Origin of the sequence: Vibrio sp. 1874, from assembly GCF_033344395.1 — a bacterium.
GTDB classification, from domain to species: domain Bacteria; phylum Pseudomonadota; class Gammaproteobacteria; order Enterobacterales; family Vibrionaceae; genus Vibrio; species Vibrio alginolyticus.
In genome coordinates this window covers 283875-301999 of the sequence record NZ_JAWPOR010000001.1, presented here as the reverse complement: position 1 = coordinate 301999, position 18125 = coordinate 283875, and the positions used below count along the sequence as shown (strand labels likewise).

Here is an 18125-nt window from a genome sequence, read left to right as displayed (position 1 = left end):
GACCATAGAGCGGTTAGCAGAATGTCTCAATATACAGCGCTTCGACTTTGTCTCTTGCCCATTGCGTTTTACGCAAAAACTTCAGAGAAGATTTGATCGACGGATCTTTCTTAAAACAGTTCACACGAACGCGCTCATACATGCCATTCCAACCAAAGTGTTCAACTAGTCGGGTGACGATTTTCTCTAAACTCAACCCGTGAAGTGGGTTATTCGGCTGCTGTTGGCTCATGCTATTGATCCGGTAAAGTGAAGTTGCGCGCTAATCTAACTCAAACTCGCCGTGCAACCTAATGTTTTAACCTTGAATTGGCCTACGACTCTCCCCTATAGTAGCCCAAACTTCTTAAAAGCCCTTTTCACAATGAAAGCCCTCAACGACCTCAATATTTTTGTCGAAACCGCGCGCCAAGGCAGCTTTTCAAAAGCCGCTAACAGCATGGACATGACACCTGCCGCCATTAGCGCATCGATTAAGCGTCTTGAAGGGCAAATCGGTTTCCCGTTGTTTGTGCGTTCCACCCGAAGCCTGCGTTTAACCTCAGAGGGCGAACTGTTTTTAGACAAAACCACGCAAGCGTTGGCAACATTGCAAGAGGGGTTGGATCAGATCTCAAGTGCGCGCGGGGAGTTGTCTGGTCAGCTGCACATTACTGCACCCTCCGATTTTGGTCGCAATATGTTGCTCGATTGGGTGGATGAGTTCATCGATCTCTACCCAAATGTTTCCATTAAACTAGAGCTGTCCGATAGCTTGACGGATATGTATACCAAGCCTGTCGATATTGCGATTCGCTACGGCGAACCGGCCGACTCCAATCTGGTCGTATTGGCATTGTGTGGGTCAAACGAACGGATATTATGTGCATCGCCAGAGTACGTAGCTACACATCCAGAACTCACCTCTCCTGCCGATTTAACGCAACACAATTGTTTGTGCTATATGGTCGCGGATTCGGTCTACAACAAATGGACGCTCACGCGTGACGGCGAGAAAGAACAAGTCGTGGTCAGCGGTAACTTGATGAGCAACGATAGTGACTTGCCACATCGATTAGCGATCAAAGGCAAAGGCATTGCGAATAAATCATTGATGGACATTAGCCGAGACTTAATCGAGGGAAGATTGGTACGAGTGTTACCAGAGTGGGATTGCGGCCCAGTGCCGCTCTACATGGTATGTGCCGATCGTCGATTATTGACGCCAACGATTCGGACTTTCCGCGACTTTATCCAACAAAAATGCTGCCAGCAACGCGCCAACGTGCTGGCAACCTTCTGTCATTAGGCGATAAATCGAAGAGGACGAATCTGGGTATATTCAACCCAATCATTCTCTTCCAATGTTTCAAGAAACGTCGCCATATGCGGGCTTTGCAAATGCTTATCCAAGGCCTCTTGCGATGCCCAGATTTCTTGGAACATAAATAGGCCATCAACTTTTTCGTCGAGATACAACTCGTATTGGCAACAGCCTTCTTCTTTACGAGTTGGCTCTAGTAAACCAGCAAGCAAATTCACCACCTGATCCTTACTATCTGGATAGGCTTTCACTTCTGCGACTAAGTGGATCATCGTTTTATCACTCTTTTGCGATTTATATATTGATTACGGGGTTCTACGTCACCTGCAAGTAAGCTCGAATTAGATCTCGGTGAATACGGTTTCTGCGTCCCAGCGAGACTTTGGCGTTTTCGCGTTGAAGTCATCTTCCGCGTGGTAGCCAAGCGGCACGATCACAACACTGGTATAACCTTTTTCACGCAAGCCAAATTCTTCATCCAGCACTTTTGGATCAAACCCTTCAATTGGTACTGCATCGATTTCTAACGTCGAAGCACCCAACAGCAACGTACCCACGTTGAGGTAAACTTGTTTCTCCATCCAATGGTTTGCATCTTTCAGATCAAAACGGTGCATGTTCACAAAGTAGCTACGACCACCGCGTACAGCCGCTTTCGCTTCTTCAGTTGGGAATCGACCATCTTTTTCTTCTTGCACCATTAGCGCTTCAATGTAGTCGTTATCAATGCCTGTTTTCGCACAAAACACCAATACGTGAGAAGCGTTGAGAATCTTCGCCGCGTTAAATGCGTAGTTCTCTTGCGCCGCTTTAGCGATGCGCTGTTTGCCTTCTTCTGTGCTTGCCAGAATGAAATGCCAAGGTTGAGAGTTCACACTCGATGGACTAAAACGAATCAGCTCTTTAACTGCATCGATTTTTTCTTGAGATAGCTTGCGCGTTGGGTCAAACACTTTCGTTGAGTAACGAGATTTTGCAGCTTGTACGATATCCATGAGGCTCTCCAATTAATGAGTTTAAGCTGAGTAACAGCATAACCTCATGAGATAAAGGGAAAAACCGATTTCGATTAAAAACATTTTCAAAATAAATTTGAAAATAAAACGATAAGAAAGGCTTTGAGCGTTCTCACTGAACTTCTTCATCTTTTCGGCAATAATGCATGTTTGCTCGCAACCAAACTCAACTCATGCTGCCTCAAGATAACGTTATTACATCCTTTCTGTGCAAAAAGCTCGGTCACAATCACCTTCGAATTGCCGGCGAATATTGGCACATTGAGAAGTTGGTGGCCTTGCAATGCATGATGTTGAAAGAAGCGCCTAACCTCCAAGAAGGGCTGCTTTGGTGGAGTAAAAGTGTCTCATTATTCGACCGCCGTTTGTACGTCACATTGCAACATGGTGATGCCCAAATCCATCTGCAAGTCGAATGTAGAACGGCCGATATGCCAAATTGGGCGGAGTCGGTGTTTGGCTTGCTCAAAATGCAGTTGGAAATGCTTGAGCTAAGCGAATCAATACAGGTACAAGTTCACGCCAACAATCCACTCGCGGCCGATATTTTTCTAGAGGAAACGCAAGATTCTAAAACGAGTTCAAACGTGTTTGACTTGGTGAAACATGTTTATTTGCTGCTTTCTCACCAGCCAATTGAACAACCAGAATTACTGAGTGTTTTGAACGCCTTGTTCATCAAAAACAGCAATTACGCGCTCAAGTTAGAGCAAGCGGCAAGGCAACTGGGCGTCTCCAAACGCACCTTGCAACGTCGACTGCAAGAGAAGCAAATGAGCTACTCTCAATGCGTTGATTTCGCTAAAAGAAAGCAAGCACTCACTTTGCTTGCCGACACCCAACTCACAACGCAGCAAATCGCCTATCAACTTGGTTACGAAGAACCATCGAACTTTCACCGCACTTTTCGTCGTTGGTATCCGTTTTCCCCCATGCAGTATCGCCAACAATGTTTGGATAACCGAACTCAACTAAATCAACAACCGATCCGCTTGTACTACGCCAAAGCCAATACCTTCGACGATAACCACATCGACCAACCTGTCGGCAAAATATGGATGGAAGTGGACAATATTGCGTTTGAAAAAGTGGTCTCGGTAGAATGCCGTGACCGTGATGGCGCATGGCGGCGCTATCCCGCCTTCTTCGAGCGTTTTTTAAGTCATGGCACCGAACTCTGGGCGACGACCGAACTTCCGGTGGCGCATCCCCTTACCTTTCGCCTGTGTTATGAAGTCGATGGGGAACGTTACATTGAGAATAACCACCAGCGTGATTATGTGGTTTCTAAGGGGCTTTTAATTGGCGCAACGGAATATATTGTCCCGACTCGGCAGCTTATTAATATTGGGGCGCAATACACGCTCTTTATTGAACTGGCATGCCGACTTGAAAACGTTGTGAGGATTGACTGTTACGCCGATGATGACCCCACACCTCACGCAATGCGCTTGACCCAACACTCGCAACATTATGCTTGTTGGGTGCTGCAATTATCGCTCACTCAAACTGCAAAGCAGTGCCGTTTCCGCCTTTATGATGAATCCGACAACGAGCTCGCGAAAGAGCATTACCCGATACAATATCCTATTGTGCAACCGCTCAATTAAAACTGTCGGTCAGATCAAAACCATCACTTCGTGACATCATTTCACGTCTTTTTTGGCGTGAGATGACACTCTCAATTTCAAACCTTTGCTTTATCGTTTCTGCATTGCTGCATAACGGAGGCAAAAACTGTGTTTGAAACTCTACCTAACCCAATGAATAAAATAAAAATACTTCCTTTAGCGATCGCTCTTGCTCTTTCTGGCTGTGGAAGCGACGAAACCACACCAGTCGATACAGGCAGCCACGTGGCATCTCCTGATTGGCAAGATCAAATCATTTACTTCCTGATGATCGACCGTTTTAACGACGGCGACAGCGCTCTTAATGATCAAGGGCAAAACGAATTCGATCCGACTTCGGATAAAAAATTTAGCGGCGGCGACCTCGTTGGTGTGAGTGATAAGTTAAGCTACATCGAAGATCTCGGTGCCACATCGATCTGGATTACTCCGCCAGTTGCTAACCAATGGTGGGATGCAGAGCAAAACTACGGCGGATACCACGGGTACTGGGCGCGCGATTTCCAAAAAGTGGATGAGCACTTTGGTGACATGGAAAGCTACCAAGCGTTAGCACGCGAAGTGCATGCGCGTAACATGTTCTTAATTCAGGACATCGTGACCAACCATGTAGGCAACTTCTTCACCTACGATGATCCTTACAGTTATGATCCAAGCCTACCTTGCCAAGGCTTCCGTTTGATTAAAAATGCACTACCCGCCGGGCAAGAACTGCCGTACCCACTCAACATGAACGAGTGTAAAACAGACGGCACAGGCAGCTACCACTGGACGCCGACCATCACCGACCACAACGATCCAGTACAAGAAAAAACCTGGCAGCTCTCTGATTTGGATGACCTTAATACGTCCGATCCTGAAGTACGCGCTTATCTAAAAGAGAGCTACCGAAAATGGATTCGCGAAGTCGGCGTCGACGGATTCCGTATCGATACGGTGAAGTTTGTTGAACATGATTTCTGGAATGACTTCCTACACGCCGACGATGGTGTGATGACGCAAGCGGTTGATACCGGTCGTGACAACTTCCTCACTTTTGGTGAAGTATTCGAAACATCGACGCCATACCACACCGAAGGCGAAGAGAAGATGCTGACTTACATCGGTGAAAATGGCTCACCGAAACAGCTAACCTCGGTACTGAACTTCCCATTGCAAGCGACCATGACGCGCGTATTTGCAGCAGGGCAACCGACCGACTATTTACGTTTCCGTCTTGAGAAAATGATGGAGATGTTCCCGAATCCATACATCATGCCGAACTTCATTGATAACCACGACATGCCGCGCTTTCTGTCGCAAGGTAGCGTGAATGACATGAAACAAGCATTGATCACCATGATGAGCGTACCGGGTATTCCTGTGATTTACCAAGGTACAGAACAGGCGATGTCAGCGGCGCGCGATGCTATGTTCGCCGGAGGGTACCGTGAAGATGGCAACTACGTAGACTCGTTCGACCAAAACAGTGAGATGTACTTGTTTATTCAAGAACTTGCCAAGCTACGCACTGAAAACAAAGTCATGACACGTGGCGAAATGAAGGTGATTGGCAGCGACAAAGCGGGCGCGGGCGTGTTCGCCTTTACCCGAACGTTGGATACCGACGAAGTCTTGGTGGTCATGAACACATCCAACTCGCCGATGTTGATGAACCAACTCGATGTAGAGCAAGCGGGCGGTACCGTCTTCAAACAGCAAATCATGTCGAACTGGGCAGACGCTCCAGAGCAGTTAGTCGCCGATGAAAACGGTCATGTAACCCTAGAGCTACCAGCCAAGTCTGCAGTGATTTACTCAAAAACAAGCAGCAATCAATCTGTAGATACGCCAGACCTCAACATCCAACTAGCGCAAGATTGGGAAGGAAAAACCATCACTGGTGATATTGTTATCGCGGGTAGTGCGAACGCCAACGAGAAGTTGAACCTTGTCGTCGATGGTAACTTGGAAACAGCACAAACCATTACTGTAGGCGCTGATGGTCAGTTTAGCGTCACGCTGTCGACTCGTCACTTTGCAATTGGCGAACAGCAACACCGCTTCGCGATTTACTCCACCGAGAAAAAAGCAGGCATCGAGGACGTGAATTTTGTCTCCAACCTAAGCTGGTCAAACACACCGGATGACACCATTGATGATGCAGGCGATGCACAAGACGGCATGGGCGGCCCTAATGGTAACTACTCGCTACCAACTGATCCAACGTTCGACAAAGACAACAGCCAACTCGAAATCAATAAAGCAGAAGTGTTTACCGTTGGCAGTAACGTACGTTTGACCTTCACTATGGACAAAATCACCGACACTTGGTTACCACCAAACGGCTTCGACCACGTAGGTTTCACCATCTTCATTGATTTACCTGAAGAAGCCGCAACCAACTTGTCTGAGCTACCGAAGATCAACGCTTCTATGCCAAGCGGAACCTGGAGTCGCAATGCGGTTGTTTTTGGCTGGCAAAGCTCTATTTACAACACCAAAGGAGCAAATGCGACGACATGGGGAGAAGCCGTAACGCCAGCACCAACAGTGACAGTAGACAAAGCCAACAACACCATTTCAATGGACTTTGCTAGCGATGCACTAGGCCGCCCAGATTCGCTCGATGGTATCCGTTTCTATGTCACGACTTGGGACTTAGACGGTCTTTCAGCAACTTACCGTCCGCTAGAACAAAACAAAGGCCCTTGGAACTTCTCCGGTGGCGCATCGGATGAAAGTAAGATTTGGGACGATTTACCAATCATCACCTTGTCGGAATAAACCGTTAAAAAAGACACCGCCCAGCGTTATGACTGGGCGGTCATCAACAAAAGAATGCAGAAAGAAACTTCTGCTCGTTTTTATTCTAGCTAAAGAATGATTTCACCCACAGCACCAAACTGTCCCAAAGCTGACCAAACCACGAGCCCTCTTCTACCGCTTGGCTGCTGACCAAGGGATAACTCGCCACGGTACTGTCATCGCTTTTCCAAACGACCTTACCAATCTCATCTCCTTGCGCGATCGGCGCAATCAACGGTTCATTTAACACCACACTCTTATCAAGCCCAGCCGTCATTGAACGAGGCAGAGTGAGATAGGCATCTTTAGCAAAGATCGCCTCAACTTGATTAGCATTTCCCTTCCAAACGCGAACTTTAGACTCAACTTCCCCCTGTTTAGCAACTTGCTTGGTGTCATAAAAGCGAAAACCATAGCTGAGTAGATTCTTCGATTGGCTGATCCGAGCCTGTTTACTTGGCGTACCCATCACCACCGAGATAAGGCGCATTCTTCCTTCTTTGGCCGAGCTCACCAAGCTGTATCCGGCATTGCTGGTGTAGCCGGTTTTTCCCCCGTCGACATCAATGGAATTGTCCCACAACAACTTATTGCGGTTGTACTGCGTAATGTCGTTCCACTTGAAGACTTTCTCACTGTATAGCGCGTACACATCAGGAACATCGCTGATGATCGACTGCATGAGTCTTGCCATATCGGTTGGTGAGGTTTGGATGCCATCACTATCAAGACCATGGGAGTTCACAAAATAGGTGTCTTGCAGTCCTAATTTCTCCGCCCAACCATTCATCAAGGCGACAAAGCCGCGTTCACTGCCTGCAACATGCTCAGCCAGTGCAACGCACGCGTCATTTCCTGATTGGATGATCACGCCGCGCATTAAGTTCGCAACACTAATTTCATCTTTCGGTTTGATGAACATTTTAGAAGAACCGGGAAACTTGGCCGACCACGCGTTTTCACTCACGGTGACAACATCATCCCATTTCAAACGCCCCGCTTTGATTTCTTGTCCAACTACATAAGCGGTCATCAACTTGGTTAAACTCGCCGGAGCAAGGCCTGCTCGCCCGTTATGCTCGGCAATAATGGCACCGGATTGAAAGTCCATTAATACGTAGCCTTTTGCCTGTAACTGAGGTGGGTTGGGCGTAACAACGGCAAAAGTAGGTACGCTTATTAAACAAGTCACAATTGTCCATCGAGCCAGTGACACTTTCATCCGACTTCCTCCATGCTCTTACTTTGTCGCAACTCTATTGAGCATAGCTCACTCAACCAGTTGCACCAGTCGCTAATCGTTTCATTTTCTTGAACTTACATTGATTTGATCAAGGTATAGAACTGAAGAGGCAATTGGGAAATAGCATTGGTTCTTCATGCCATTCGCAGTAAAGTAGCGCTACCCCTCAATAAGGAAATAAAGATAACAATGAACGCTCAATCATTTATCGACGCAGGATTGCATTACACTCCCCACAGTTTTACCGTTCCTCTGGATTACCAAGACGCAAGCAAAGGCACCATTGGAGTCTTCGCCCGTTCGGTTTGCCTAGTTGGCGATGAAGAATCGACCAAACCTTGGTTGGTTTACTTTCAGGGCGGGCCTGGCTTTCCCTCTCCACGTCAAAACGGCAATAACGGCTGGGTAAAACGCGCGCTGCAAGAGTACCGAGTTTTGCTTCTCGACCAGCGCGGTACGGGCAATAGTTCGGTGATTAATCATCAGACTCTGGCTCATTTCACACCACAGCAGCAGGCCGAGTACTTAAGCCACTTTCGAGCGGATAACATCGTGCGCGACGCGGAATACATTCGTGAGCAATTTGGCGTCGAAAAATGGGCGATCTTAGGTCAAAGCTTTGGTGGTTTTTGCTCCCTCACCTATTTGTCTTTGTTCCCAGACAGCTTGCTACAAAGCTACATTACAGGTGGCGTGCCATCAGTCTCGCGTCATGCCGACGATGTGTATGAAGCTACCTTCAAACGCACCATGGAGAAAAACCAAGCGTTCTTCCAACAATTTCCAAGTGCGCAACAACTTTGCCAAAACATTGCGAATCACTTGCTGGAAAACGAAGAGTACCTACCAAATGGTCAACGCTTCACGGTGGAGCAATTTCAACAAATCGGCATCAACTTTGGTGTGAGTGATACTTTCTTGCCAACTTACTATTGGCTAGAAAGCGCGTTGATTGAAGTGAACGGCAAACCACAACTTCGTTATGAGTTCTTGAACGATATGTTGGCGCAGCAAAACTTCCAAACCAACCCGATCTACGCCATTTTGCATGAATCGATTTACTGCCAAAGCTTCGCGTCGAATTGGAGTGCGCACCGCGTTCGCCAAACCCGACCAGAGTTTAATTATGAATCTGGTAAGCCATTTTACTTTACGGGGGAAATGGTCTTCCCATGGATGTTCGACCAATACGTTAACCTCAAGCCACTAAAAGACGCCGCAGAAATATTGGCAGCGAAAGAAGATTGGACTGCGCTGTACGATCAAACACAATTGGCTCAAAACAAAGTGCCTGTCAGTTGCGCCGTTTACGCCGATGATATGTTTGTTGAAATGGATATCAGCCGAGAGACGCTCGCGTTAATACCAAACTCAAAAGCGTGGATCACCAATGAGTACGAGCACAACGGTTTACGTGCCGACGGTGAACGTATTCTCGACAGGCTCATTGCCATGGGCAAACAGACCGCAGCTACGTTGAAATAAGCACGGCAGACGTTAGAAAAACGCCTTTTTAGTATTTGATGAAAAGGCGTTTATAGCGGTTTATGAACTATGGCGATCAGTCATTCACTCTTTGTCCCTAAACCTTTATCCCTCACCACCTCATGTATAAAACTGCGACATGTCCTTTCCTTGTCAATGACTCCGGTGATTATTTGGTGCTTCTTGCGCCTAACTTTTTTGAAGGGCCTAAAACAGAATAACAGCATAAATTTAAACCAAAAGTATCGGCCCCAACCTACCTAACTCACTATAATTAATGCTTGTAATTTGAACACATAGCGGCTTCACCTGCGGACATGCTCCCCCTATCAAAGACCGCCAGGCCCCGCCTACTCATAATATCCGTATAATTTGTCCGTATTTCCGACTAGTTTAGTCAGGTATACTTCGTGCCGCTAAAATTTTAAGGTCGTTGACCACCTGTATTTTTAAAGGAAACCTCATGAGTCAGTATGTAGTTTGTGCGCTGTACAAGTTTGTTGAGCTGAATAACTATCAAGAGCTACGCGAGCCATTACTTGCGTTGATGGAAAAACACCATATTCGCGGAACATTACTACTGGCAAGTGAAGGTATCAACGGCACAGTTGCATCTGATCGTGCAGGTATTGATACGCTACTGGAGTGGCTAAACAACGAACCTCGTTTGACTGGCACCGTATACAAAGAGTCGTATTCTGAGACCCAGCCATTCAATCGCACCAAAGTGAAATTGAAAAAAGAGATCGTAACATTAGGTGTTGAAGGTATAGACCCTCGCCACGTAGTGGGTACTTACGTGAAACCTCAAGAGTGGAACGATCTTATTGCTGATCCTGAAGTGTTTGTTGTCGATACACGTAATGATTACGAAATCGAGATCGGGACATTCAAAGGCGCTGTAAACCCAAATACTGAAACCTTTCGTGAATTCCCAGACTATGTAAAAGAAAACATGGACCCGGCAAAACACAAGAAAGTTGCGATGTTCTGTACCGGTGGTATCCGCTGCGAAAAATCAACGGCTTACATGAAAGAACAGGGCTTTGATGAGGTCTACCACTTAGAAGGCGGCATTCTTAAATATCTTGAAGAAGTTCCTCAAGAAGAGAGCATGTGGGAAGGCGATTGTTACGTATTTGACGGGCGTGTTGCAGTGAACCACCAGCTAGAAAAAGCAGATTACGATTTATGTAACGCTTGTCGTCTACCGATCACTGAAGAAGACAAACAGTCAGAATTGTTCGAGCAAGGCGTGAGCTGTCCAAAATGTCACGGCACACACTCAGAAGAACAAATTGCTCGATTCCGCGAGCGTGAAAAACAAATTGTTCTTGCAGAGCAGCGAGGCGAGCAGCATGTTGGTGGTGAAAGTGCCAAGCAAAGAGAAGCCCGACGTGCCGCTAAGTACGCGCAAAAAGAAGCGCAGCGTAAACAAGACTAAGCCCAACTCTCCTTATATTTAGCGAGCTGCCGTAAGGTGGCTCGCTTTTACTACGCACCAATACTCTTTCAATACAATTTTGTATCCCTCACCAATACCTCTAGTTTATTGTCTCTTTTGCCTTCGGGTAGCCCCACCATTTCATCATAAGCACTTTGATGCACTAAAACCTGCTTATTTGCCTTGATATTCCTGCACTTCTTTTGCATCTCGATCAGGGAATGAGCCCTCAAAAAGATACCGTTGTCATCAGTGATAAATTGCGCTTCTCCATCAATCACGACAGATGCCTGGTACAATGCGAGATCAAGCGAATGAATGACCAATTTGTCTACATAGAAGTATTTTTGTAACTTACTCAATGGTATTGCCATGTATCACCTCCCTGAAAGTTACCTCTACGTTTTGTAGAATAAAACCGATCATTGGATGAGATTTCTTCGGTTTACTTGCGTACAACATCGGAAACAAAGAGGATTCCGATGCAAACAATCAATGTCGTGTGGTTAAAGCGAGATTTAAGGCTGACTGACCATCAACCACTAACTCAAGCATTATCAACAAAGCACCCAACTGTGCTTTTGTATATTGTTGAACCATTGCTATTGAACAACCCACACTATTCTGAGCGCCACTGGCGATTTGTTTGGCAATCACTGCAAGACATGGATGAAACGCTCAAAGCGTATGGGCATCGAATCACGGTGCTGTTTGACGATGCCTTAGCATGTTTCCAATCAATTCAAGCGCAATATCAAATCAACGCTGTTTTTTCTCACCAAGAAATAGGACTCAACTGCACCTTTGAACGAGACCGACAAGTTGCCGCTTGGCTGTATGAGCAGAACATCGACTGGTTTGAATTCGAACACGGTGCTGTAATCAGAGGTGCAATAAACCGGCAAGGTTGGGACAAACATTGGGACTCTGTCATGAGAGCCTCAATAAGCCCTATTGAGCTCCAAACCGACTTATTGCATTCATTGGATGCAGAAGCTCTCGGCTGTTCGTTTTCGCCACCATCATCCTGGCTATCAAAATGCAAAGGAATGCAAACGGGAGGAAGCCGGCTCGCTTGGAAAACACTAGAGGACTTTTTCCATCGTCGAGGTCGTGATTACTATCGAAGCATTTCTAGTCCCACAGCCTCACGCACAGCCTGTACTCGACTTTCTCCATATCTCGCTTGGGGTAACATATCCTTGCGTGAAGTTTATCAATACCTTTTGAAACACTGGCAAGTCGCTGGATTTCGTCGCAGCTTAATTGCATTGTCTTCACGGCTTCATTGGCACTGTCACTTCATCCAAAAATTCGAATCGGAATACGACATGGAGTTTTACTGCGTTAATCGGGCTTACGAACCATTGATTAAACAAAGTAGTACTTTCGATGAAGAAAAGTTAGCAGCATGGAAATCCGGGCATACTGGCGTACCTTTGATTGATGCCTGCATGCGCTGTTTGCACCACACTGGTTACATTAACTTTCGCATGCGTGCCATGCTGGTTAGCTTTCTTACTCACCACATGAACATGGATTGGCGAGTAGGTGTAACGCATTTAGCGCAACTATTTCTCGACTTTGAGCCTGGAATTCATTACCCACAATTCCAAATGCAAGCAGGAGTAACCGGGACTAACACAATCCGTATTTATAATCCGATCAAGCAAGCCCAAGAACATGATCCTAACGGTACGTTCATCTACAAGTGGGTGCCTGAGTTACAAATGGTTCCTCCCCCTCTTTTATTCGAGCCCTGGACAGTGACACAGATGGAAGCTGTCATGTATCAGTTGCAGCCAGATAGCCGTTACCTTGCACCTATTATCGCACCAGACAACACAGCTAAGGCAGCAAGAGAGCGCTTATGGGCGTGGCGGAAACGAGCCGATGTGAAACAAGAAGGCAGACGAATTCTTGCGCGACATGTTAGGCCCTCAAAAGAAAGTAGGACGCGATGATCATCTTTCAATCACGATGCGTACAAATGCAAACACACTCCAGGGAACCCGTTGTACCCTCAACTAGTAAGGAACACACTATGTTCAAACGTATCTTAGTTATCGCGGCGACACTGATGGCGACATTATTTTTTATGCTTCCCGTCAAGGCTCATGAGCATGGCATGATGAAAGCCGATATTGTCGACGTTGCCGCTGAAAACGGCTCTTTCAATACGCTTGTTGCTGCGGTAAAAGCAGCGGGCTTGGTTGACACTCTCAAAGGGGAAGGCCCATTTACTGTTTTTGCACCAACGGATGACGCTTTTGCAAAACTGCCAGACGGCACAGTCGACATGCTCTTAATGCCGGAAAACAAAGACAAGTTAGTATCTGTTTTGACTTATCACGTCGTCCCAGGGAAAGTGATGGCTGCCGATGTTGTTAAGCTAGACAAAGCGACTACGGTTCAGGGGCAAGATGTGATGATTAAAACCATGGGCGATAAAGTCATGGTTAACGATGCAAATGTCATTGCAACCGATGTGAAAGCTAAAAACGGTGTCATTCACGTGATTGATACTGTCATCATGCCGAAATAACACCATTCAAAGGGCGGTACACTCCGCCCTTTAGACAGAACTTCTTCCACCCTTAGCACGATTCCTCTCCACTTATCCCCAACCCCCACTCATTCACCATGACTATAAAAAGGATAAAAACAAAATTAAAATCAATACCTTGCAATACGACACTGCACAATATTGACGAGGTTAAGATATCGTTATCTTTCAATTTGAGAACAGGATTCCATGTCAGTGACGTTTACTTTTCCACATGTAAATTCTTAAGCTAAATTTTGGCTGCTCAATCACATTTCGGCAAACCATTCGAAAGGGTGGGACGCAAAGCTTCCGGTCTGTCAGCATTTAAAAATCTAAAAGAATGCTCATGATAGCGGGGTTACCATGACGCAGTGTTACAGAAGTCCAATTTCTGTAGCGTTGCTTTATGCTCAGCATGCGCCGGGGTGTGACACTAGTTTGTCAGCCATAACAGAGGACATGTGATGAAATCATTTCCAACCAAATCCGTACTCGCGTTAGCACTTGCAAGCATTAGCTCAGGTACTGCGGCTCACGGTTATGTATCAGAAACCAATGGTGGTGTCGCTGCAAGTCGCTCGGCACTATGTAAGTATCCAACGCCAGATACTAACGAAAAAAATAATAACTGCGGTGCGATTCAATATGAACCGCAAAGCGTTGAAGGCCCTGATGGCTTTCCCGAAACAGGGCCTCGCGATGGTAAAATAGCGAGTGCCGAAACCGCTTTAGCAGCTGCCCTTGATGAGCAAACTGCCGACCGTTGGGTAAAACGCCCTATTCAAGCAGGTACACAAACTTTTGAATGGACATTTACCGCTAACCACGTGACGCGCGACTGGAAATATTACATCACCAAGCCTGATTGGAACCCAAACGCTTCACTATCACGAGACTCTTTTGATTTAACTCCTTTCTGTGTCGTCGACGGCAATATGGTTCAACCCCCGAAACAGGTAAGCCATCAATGTAATGTGCCTACTCGCGAGGGATACCATGTCATCCTGGCAGTATGGGATGTTGGCGACACTGCAGCCTCATTTTATAACGTGATCGATGTGAAATTTGATGGTGACAGTCCCGTAATTCCAGATTGGAAGCAAGGCGGTCAAATTATTCCTACAATGGATTTAAATATTGGGGATTCGGTTTATACGCGCGTATTTGATCAAGCAGGTGAAAACGTGGCGTATAGAACTGAACTAGAAATTACCGATGCAGCAATGGGCCAAGCGAAAAGCTGGTCTTACGCACTCGCGACTAAGCTAAACCAAGAACAAGCAAAACTGCAAGCTGGGCAGTATGCAGAGGATAAATTCACTCCTGTTTATGGTACTAATCCGGTGTATCTGCAAGCAAATAGCGGCCTTAAGCGAGTAGAGATCGGCTATAATATTGAAACTCCTGTTCCAGAATACTCACTCACAGTAGATGGCTTAGCAGACGAATATATCATTGAGTCAACACCGACAACGTTGGATCTGACACTAACTGCTGAAGGCGATTTAAATGCAGAACTCACCGTTTACAATCACCATCGCGAACCACTTGCAAGTTGGGCAAACGAAATGAAAGACGGCTCGGTAGAGGCGATATCGCTCGCTTTAAGTAAATCAGAGCCGGGTCACCATATGCTCGTGACACGTATTAAGGACAAAGATGGCAACTTGGTGGATCAGCAAACACTCGACTTTCACTTAAAAGAAGAGTCAGTTACTCCACCACCATCTGGTGAGTACGATTTTGTCTTCCCTGAAGGACTATCTAGCTACACTGCGGGCACAAAAGTGCTTGCCAGCGACGGGGGCATTTATCAATGTAAACCTTTCCCATACTCTGGTTACTGTATGCAGTGGAAAGAAAGCGCAAACCATTACGAGCCTGGAATAGGTTCACACTGGGAGATGGCTTGGGATAAAGTCAACTAAATCACCCTTCGAACGTTAAGTAAAAAGAGCCTCACTATGAGGCTCTTTTATAATCAAACGCAAAAATGACAATTTTCCCGGTCTAAACCATGAACACCAGATAAACTAGTGAGATGCGCTCGCCCCTCAATCAGCCCCATTTCATACCCTTCTAGTAAAACGGATTGTCGCATTGATAAGCGCTGAACATGAAAATTATCTGGTGGGGCAATCACCCTAACATGTGTTCCTGGTGGAGGGTTACGAATAAACTCTAATGATTGATTATAGTTATCTGCACGTCTTAACATCGCATCCGCCATTTTGGGGTGCTCCGCAAACAGTTTCTTCATCAGCCATGTGGTCTTAACTGGCTTTTTGGCATAATTCAGTGGGTGAGAGAGTACTACGGTTATGTCGCGAGCCCCTCGACGATAAGCCTCACGCACTGGGATAGAATCAGCGACCCCACCATCGGTATAACAACCACCAGAAAAACAAGGGGTATGCTTGTAGGCAATCGGTAATGCTGTTGTCGCTTCAATCGCATGGTGAAAATTATCACGTGTCACGCGATAGTAATCTGCCTGCCCTGTATCTACATTTGTTGTCGCTGCGAGAAAAGGAACGCCATTAAACAGTTTATTTTCATCGACGGGATACAAGCGATTAGATTCTTCAAACAACCACTTCACATCGATGAGATCCCCACCTTTAACGAAGCGAGTCGGGTCAAAAAAGCGTTTACTTGTGGCCAGCTTAGTAATGACGTTAATACTGCGATGCGGGTAGTCGGTCAAATACCCAATCAAATTTGATGCACCAGCAGATACACCGATTGCAAAATCAAACGGTTTATAACTCTGCTCTAAAAACGCATCTAACACTCCGCTTGCGAAGACGCCTCGCATCGCGCCACCTTCTACTACAATTGCTTTTGTTGCCATATTTCCCCCATTCTCCTTGCCAAAAGAGTAATGAAATTCGTGCAATCACAACAATTGAATATTCTTATTATTGAAATAGGTGAAGTCTATTTATTTCTCTCTTAGAAAATGAAAACTAAAGTTCAAAAAATCCGTACCCGTTAGAAATGTAATTGCGGGCTTAACCAAGGTGGCAAGGTCTAAGAGAAATCTAGGAGAAAACCGTTTTATAGGCTTCGCCCGCGCCATCAATGAACATTTGAGTACCAATAACCGCTAGAATTAAGCCCATCATTTTAGTCACAACATTTAGAGCACTTGGTCCAACCGCTTTGACCAATTTGTCTCCAAACAAAAACAGTACATAGGTGATCACACAAAGGACAGCGAAAGAAACGATAGTAATAATGGTTTGATCGAAACCACCCGCTGTCGCAAAGTTCATCGCGGTAGCAATCGTTCCAGGCCCAGCTAATATTGGCATCGCCAGTGGAGACACTGCAATACTCAATGCCGCCCGTTGCTGAGCTGGTGAATACGCCTTCTCTTTGGTTTTTTGATGCGTCGAATCACCTTGAAGCATGTTAAAACCTATCAAAAACACCAAAATACCGCCTGTTATTCGCAATGCATAAAGCGTGATACCAAACAAATCAAAAATTAACTTACCGGCAATAGAAAATATCGCGATGATAATAAATGCAATAAAAACCGAGCGGAGCGCAATGGAACGGATGGTTTCTTTATCTTCATCAGCAGTTAAACTCAAAAAGATGGGAATATTGGCGATAGGGTTCATGATGGCAAAGAAGCCCATAAACACCGTAACTGTATGAACAATGAGTTCTTTCATATTTTCCACTGCATTTAAATTATTGATTCTAAAAACAGTATATACGCTCTCAAACAGAACGAGTGGTGTATTCTCGATTCGTCTTCACACTTATGCACCAAGCATTGTTTTTCTTTTGAGATAGTTTACCGACTCATCAAATGTCGCTAAGGTGAGTCTTCAGCCTTTAACGTAACAGGGGATGTTAAGTCACCATGAACAGCACGATTCAAACAATTCTCAATCACCGCTCAATTCGAAAATTCACCTCACAACCGATTGAGAGTGAACAATTAGATGCCATTCTTCAAGCCGGCCTTGCGGCATCCTCATCAAGCATGTTGCAAGTCGTTTCAATTATCCGCGTGACCGACAAAGAAAAACGCACGCTATTAGCTCAATATGCCGGAAATCAAGGGTACGTTGAAAGCGCGGCTGAGTTTTTGGTGTTTTGTATTGATTACCAGCGCCATGCCAGTATCAACCCAGATGTTCAAGCTGACTTTACCGAGTTAACGCTAATAGGCGCTGTAGACTCGGGCATCATGGCACAAAATTGCTTGCTTGCGGCGGAGTCGATGGGACTAGGAGGTGTGTATATTGGTGGTTTACGAAACAATGCCCAAAAAGTAGACGAATTATTAGGTTTACCTAAAAATACCGCCATTTTATTTGGTATGTGTCTTGGTCATCCAGATCAAGCCCCTGAAGTAAAACCTCGCCTACCTAAGCATGTCGTGGTGCATGAAAATCAGTATCAAGACCTAAGCTTGGATGATATTCAGACGTATGACCAAACTATGCAAAACTACTATGCAAACCGTTCGAGCAATCAAAAACAGAGTACTTGGTCACAAGAAGTCACCAGTAAACTGGCTGGCGAATCACGTCCGCACATCCTTCCGTATTTGAATGGGAAGGGGTTAGCGAAGAAGTGACCATGTCGAAAGACAACAAAACAAAAAAGAGACATGAGTCACATTTTTAATAATCCTATTTAATA

At 45.8% G+C, this 18125-nt stretch carries 16 protein-coding genes and 1 riboswitch; of the genes, 9 read left to right on the top strand and 7 right to left on the bottom strand.

Translation table 11 applies throughout. The features are described from left to right. Window positions 1–13 precede the first annotated feature (13 nt). Window positions 14–232, bottom strand: a complete 219-nt coding sequence (locus tag R8N46_RS01345) for a VF530 family DNA-binding protein (RefSeq protein ID WP_005374929.1) — start codon at window positions 230–232, stop codon at window positions 14–16. A gap of 132 nt (window positions 233–364) precedes the next feature. On the opposite strand from R8N46_RS01345, the gene R8N46_RS01340 reads away from it, so the two are divergent. Beyond that, window positions 365–1288, top strand: coding sequence for a LysR family transcriptional regulator (locus R8N46_RS01340; protein WP_005484216.1), 924 nt, complete (start codon window positions 365–367; stop codon window positions 1286–1288). Here R8N46_RS01340 and R8N46_RS01335 read toward each other — a convergent pair. Next, the gene (locus R8N46_RS01335; RefSeq protein ID WP_005374925.1) at window positions 1285–1575 is read right to left on the bottom strand and encodes a putative quinol monooxygenase; all 291 of its coding nucleotides are present in this window, start codon (window positions 1573–1575) and stop codon (window positions 1285–1287) included. The genes R8N46_RS01340 and R8N46_RS01335 overlap by 4 nt on opposite strands. Before the next feature lie 69 nt (window positions 1576–1644). Then, window positions 1645–2298, bottom strand: a complete 654-nt coding sequence (locus R8N46_RS01330) for an oxygen-insensitive NAD(P)H-dependent nitroreductase NfsB (RefSeq protein WP_005384588.1) — start codon at window positions 2296–2298, stop codon at window positions 1645–1647. 167 nt (window positions 2299–2465) lie between these two features. On the opposite strand from R8N46_RS01330, the gene R8N46_RS01325 reads away from it, so the two are divergent. Together R8N46_RS01325 and R8N46_RS01320 are read left to right on the top strand one after the other, a co-directional pair. Then, the gene (locus R8N46_RS01325) at window positions 2466–3929 is read left to right on the top strand and encodes a helix-turn-helix domain-containing protein (protein WP_171345529.1); all 1464 of its coding nucleotides are present in this window, start codon (window positions 2466–2468) and stop codon (window positions 3927–3929) included. A 129-nt stretch (window positions 3930–4058) separates the two neighbouring features. After that, window positions 4059–6716 carry an alpha-amylase family glycosyl hydrolase gene (locus R8N46_RS01320; protein ID WP_213972105.1) on the top strand — a complete coding sequence of 886 codons (2658 nt, stop codon included), beginning with the start codon at window positions 4059–4061 and terminating at the stop codon, window positions 6714–6716. Window positions 6717–6801: 85 nt separating this feature from the next. Here R8N46_RS01320 and R8N46_RS01315 read toward each other — a convergent pair whose 3' ends face one another. Then, a complete protein-coding gene (locus tag R8N46_RS01315; RefSeq protein ID WP_029803147.1) occupies window positions 6802–7959 on the bottom strand; it encodes a D-alanyl-D-alanine carboxypeptidase family protein in 1158 nt (385 codons plus the stop codon). A 210-nt stretch (window positions 7960–8169) separates the two neighbouring features. Here R8N46_RS01315 and R8N46_RS01310 point away from each other — a divergent pair, with 210 nt between their 5' ends. Continuing rightward, complete coding sequence (locus R8N46_RS01310; protein ID WP_213972104.1) at window positions 8170–9465, top strand: alpha/beta fold hydrolase; 1296 nt, start codon at window positions 8170–8172, stop codon at window positions 9463–9465. 463 nt (window positions 9466–9928) lie between these two features. Then, on the top strand, window positions 9929–10909 hold the full coding sequence (locus tag R8N46_RS01305; RefSeq protein ID WP_017634441.1) for a rhodanese-related sulfurtransferase: 981 nt from the start codon (window positions 9929–9931) through the stop codon (window positions 10907–10909). Between the two features lie 68 nt (window positions 10910–10977). On the opposite strand, the gene R8N46_RS01300 is transcribed toward R8N46_RS01305, so the two are convergent. Continuing rightward, a complete protein-coding gene (locus R8N46_RS01300) occupies window positions 10978–11283 on the bottom strand; it encodes a DUF6482 family protein (RefSeq protein WP_033906677.1) in 306 nt (101 codons plus the stop codon). A 108-nt stretch (window positions 11284–11391) separates the two neighbouring features. Between R8N46_RS01300 and R8N46_RS01295 the strand changes: the two genes are divergently transcribed. The 3 genes from R8N46_RS01295 (at window position 11392) to gbpA (ending at window position 15385) form a co-directional block, all read left to right on the top strand. Continuing rightward, window positions 11392–12873: a cryptochrome/deoxyribodipyrimidine photo-lyase family protein gene (locus R8N46_RS01295; protein WP_213972103.1), complete on the top strand. Its 1482-nt coding sequence runs from the start codon at window positions 11392–11394 to the stop codon at window positions 12871–12873. 80 nt (window positions 12874–12953) lie between these two features. Beyond that, window positions 12954–13454 carry a fasciclin domain-containing protein gene (locus R8N46_RS01290; RefSeq protein WP_062730898.1) on the top strand — a complete coding sequence of 167 codons (501 nt, stop codon included), beginning with the start codon at window positions 12954–12956 and terminating at the stop codon, window positions 13452–13454. Between the two features lie 268 nt (window positions 13455–13722). Beyond that, a riboswitch (cyclic di-GMP riboswitch) is annotated at window positions 13723–13823 on the top strand. A 98-nt stretch (window positions 13824–13921) separates the two neighbouring features. Then, window positions 13922–15385: an N-acetylglucosamine-binding protein GbpA gene (gene gbpA, locus R8N46_RS01285; RefSeq protein ID WP_213972102.1), complete on the top strand. Its 1464-nt coding sequence runs from the start codon at window positions 13922–13924 to the stop codon at window positions 15383–15385. A gap of 53 nt (window positions 15386–15438) precedes the next feature. Here the strand turns inward: gbpA and R8N46_RS01280 are convergent, their stop codons facing one another. Continuing rightward, window positions 15439–16311, bottom strand: a complete 873-nt coding sequence (locus R8N46_RS01280) for a patatin family protein (protein WP_017634445.1) — start codon at window positions 16309–16311, stop codon at window positions 15439–15441. A gap of 190 nt (window positions 16312–16501) precedes the next feature. Further along, window positions 16502–17143, bottom strand: coding sequence for a MarC family protein (locus R8N46_RS01275; RefSeq protein ID WP_005374889.1), 642 nt, complete (start codon window positions 17141–17143; stop codon window positions 16502–16504). A 194-nt stretch (window positions 17144–17337) separates the two neighbouring features. Here R8N46_RS01275 and nfsA point away from each other — a divergent pair, with 194 nt between their 5' ends. Next, complete coding sequence (nfsA, locus tag R8N46_RS01270) at window positions 17338–18060, top strand: oxygen-insensitive NADPH nitroreductase (protein ID WP_053303898.1); 723 nt, start codon at window positions 17338–17340, stop codon at window positions 18058–18060. Window positions 18061–18125: the final 65 nt, after the last annotated feature.

Excerpts from the sequence above, each read along its gene's own strand:
- R8N46_RS01345 (WP_005374929.1), bottom strand. The coding sequence starts at position 232 with ATGAGCCAACAGCAGCCGAATAACCCACTTCACGGGTTGAGTTTAGAG.
- R8N46_RS01340 (WP_005484216.1), top strand. The coding sequence starts at position 365 with ATGAAAGCCCTCAACGACCTCAATATTTTTGTCGAAACCGCGCGCCAA.
- R8N46_RS01335 (WP_005374925.1), bottom strand. The coding sequence starts at position 1,575 with ATGATCCACTTAGTCGCAGAAGTGAAAGCCTATCCAGATAGTAAGGAT.
- R8N46_RS01330 (WP_005384588.1), bottom strand. The coding sequence starts at position 2,298 with ATGGATATCGTACAAGCTGCAAAATCTCGTTACTCAACGAAAGTGTTT.
- R8N46_RS01325 (WP_171345529.1), top strand. The coding sequence starts at position 2,466 with ATGTTTGCTCGCAACCAAACTCAACTCATGCTGCCTCAAGATAACGTT.
- R8N46_RS01315 (WP_029803147.1), bottom strand. The coding sequence starts at position 7,959 with ATGAAAGTGTCACTGGCTCGATGGACAATTGTGACTTGTTTAATAAGC.
- R8N46_RS01310 (WP_213972104.1), top strand. The coding sequence starts at position 8,170 with ATGAACGCTCAATCATTTATCGACGCAGGATTGCATTACACTCCCCAC.
- R8N46_RS01305 (WP_017634441.1), top strand. The coding sequence starts at position 9,929 with ATGAGTCAGTATGTAGTTTGTGCGCTGTACAAGTTTGTTGAGCTGAAT.
- R8N46_RS01300 (WP_033906677.1), bottom strand. The coding sequence starts at position 11,283 with ATGGCAATACCATTGAGTAAGTTACAAAAATACTTCTATGTAGACAAA.
- R8N46_RS01295 (WP_213972103.1), top strand. The coding sequence starts at position 11,392 with ATGCAAACAATCAATGTCGTGTGGTTAAAGCGAGATTTAAGGCTGACT.
- R8N46_RS01290 (WP_062730898.1), top strand. The coding sequence starts at position 12,954 with ATGTTCAAACGTATCTTAGTTATCGCGGCGACACTGATGGCGACATTA.
- gbpA (WP_213972102.1), top strand. The coding sequence starts at position 13,922 with ATGAAATCATTTCCAACCAAATCCGTACTCGCGTTAGCACTTGCAAGC.
- R8N46_RS01280 (WP_017634445.1), bottom strand. The coding sequence starts at position 16,311 with ATGGCAACAAAAGCAATTGTAGTAGAAGGTGGCGCGATGCGAGGCGTC.
- R8N46_RS01275 (WP_005374889.1), bottom strand. The coding sequence starts at position 17,143 with ATGAAAGAACTCATTGTTCATACAGTTACGGTGTTTATGGGCTTCTTT.
- nfsA (WP_053303898.1), top strand. The coding sequence starts at position 17,338 with ATGAACAGCACGATTCAAACAATTCTCAATCACCGCTCAATTCGAAAA.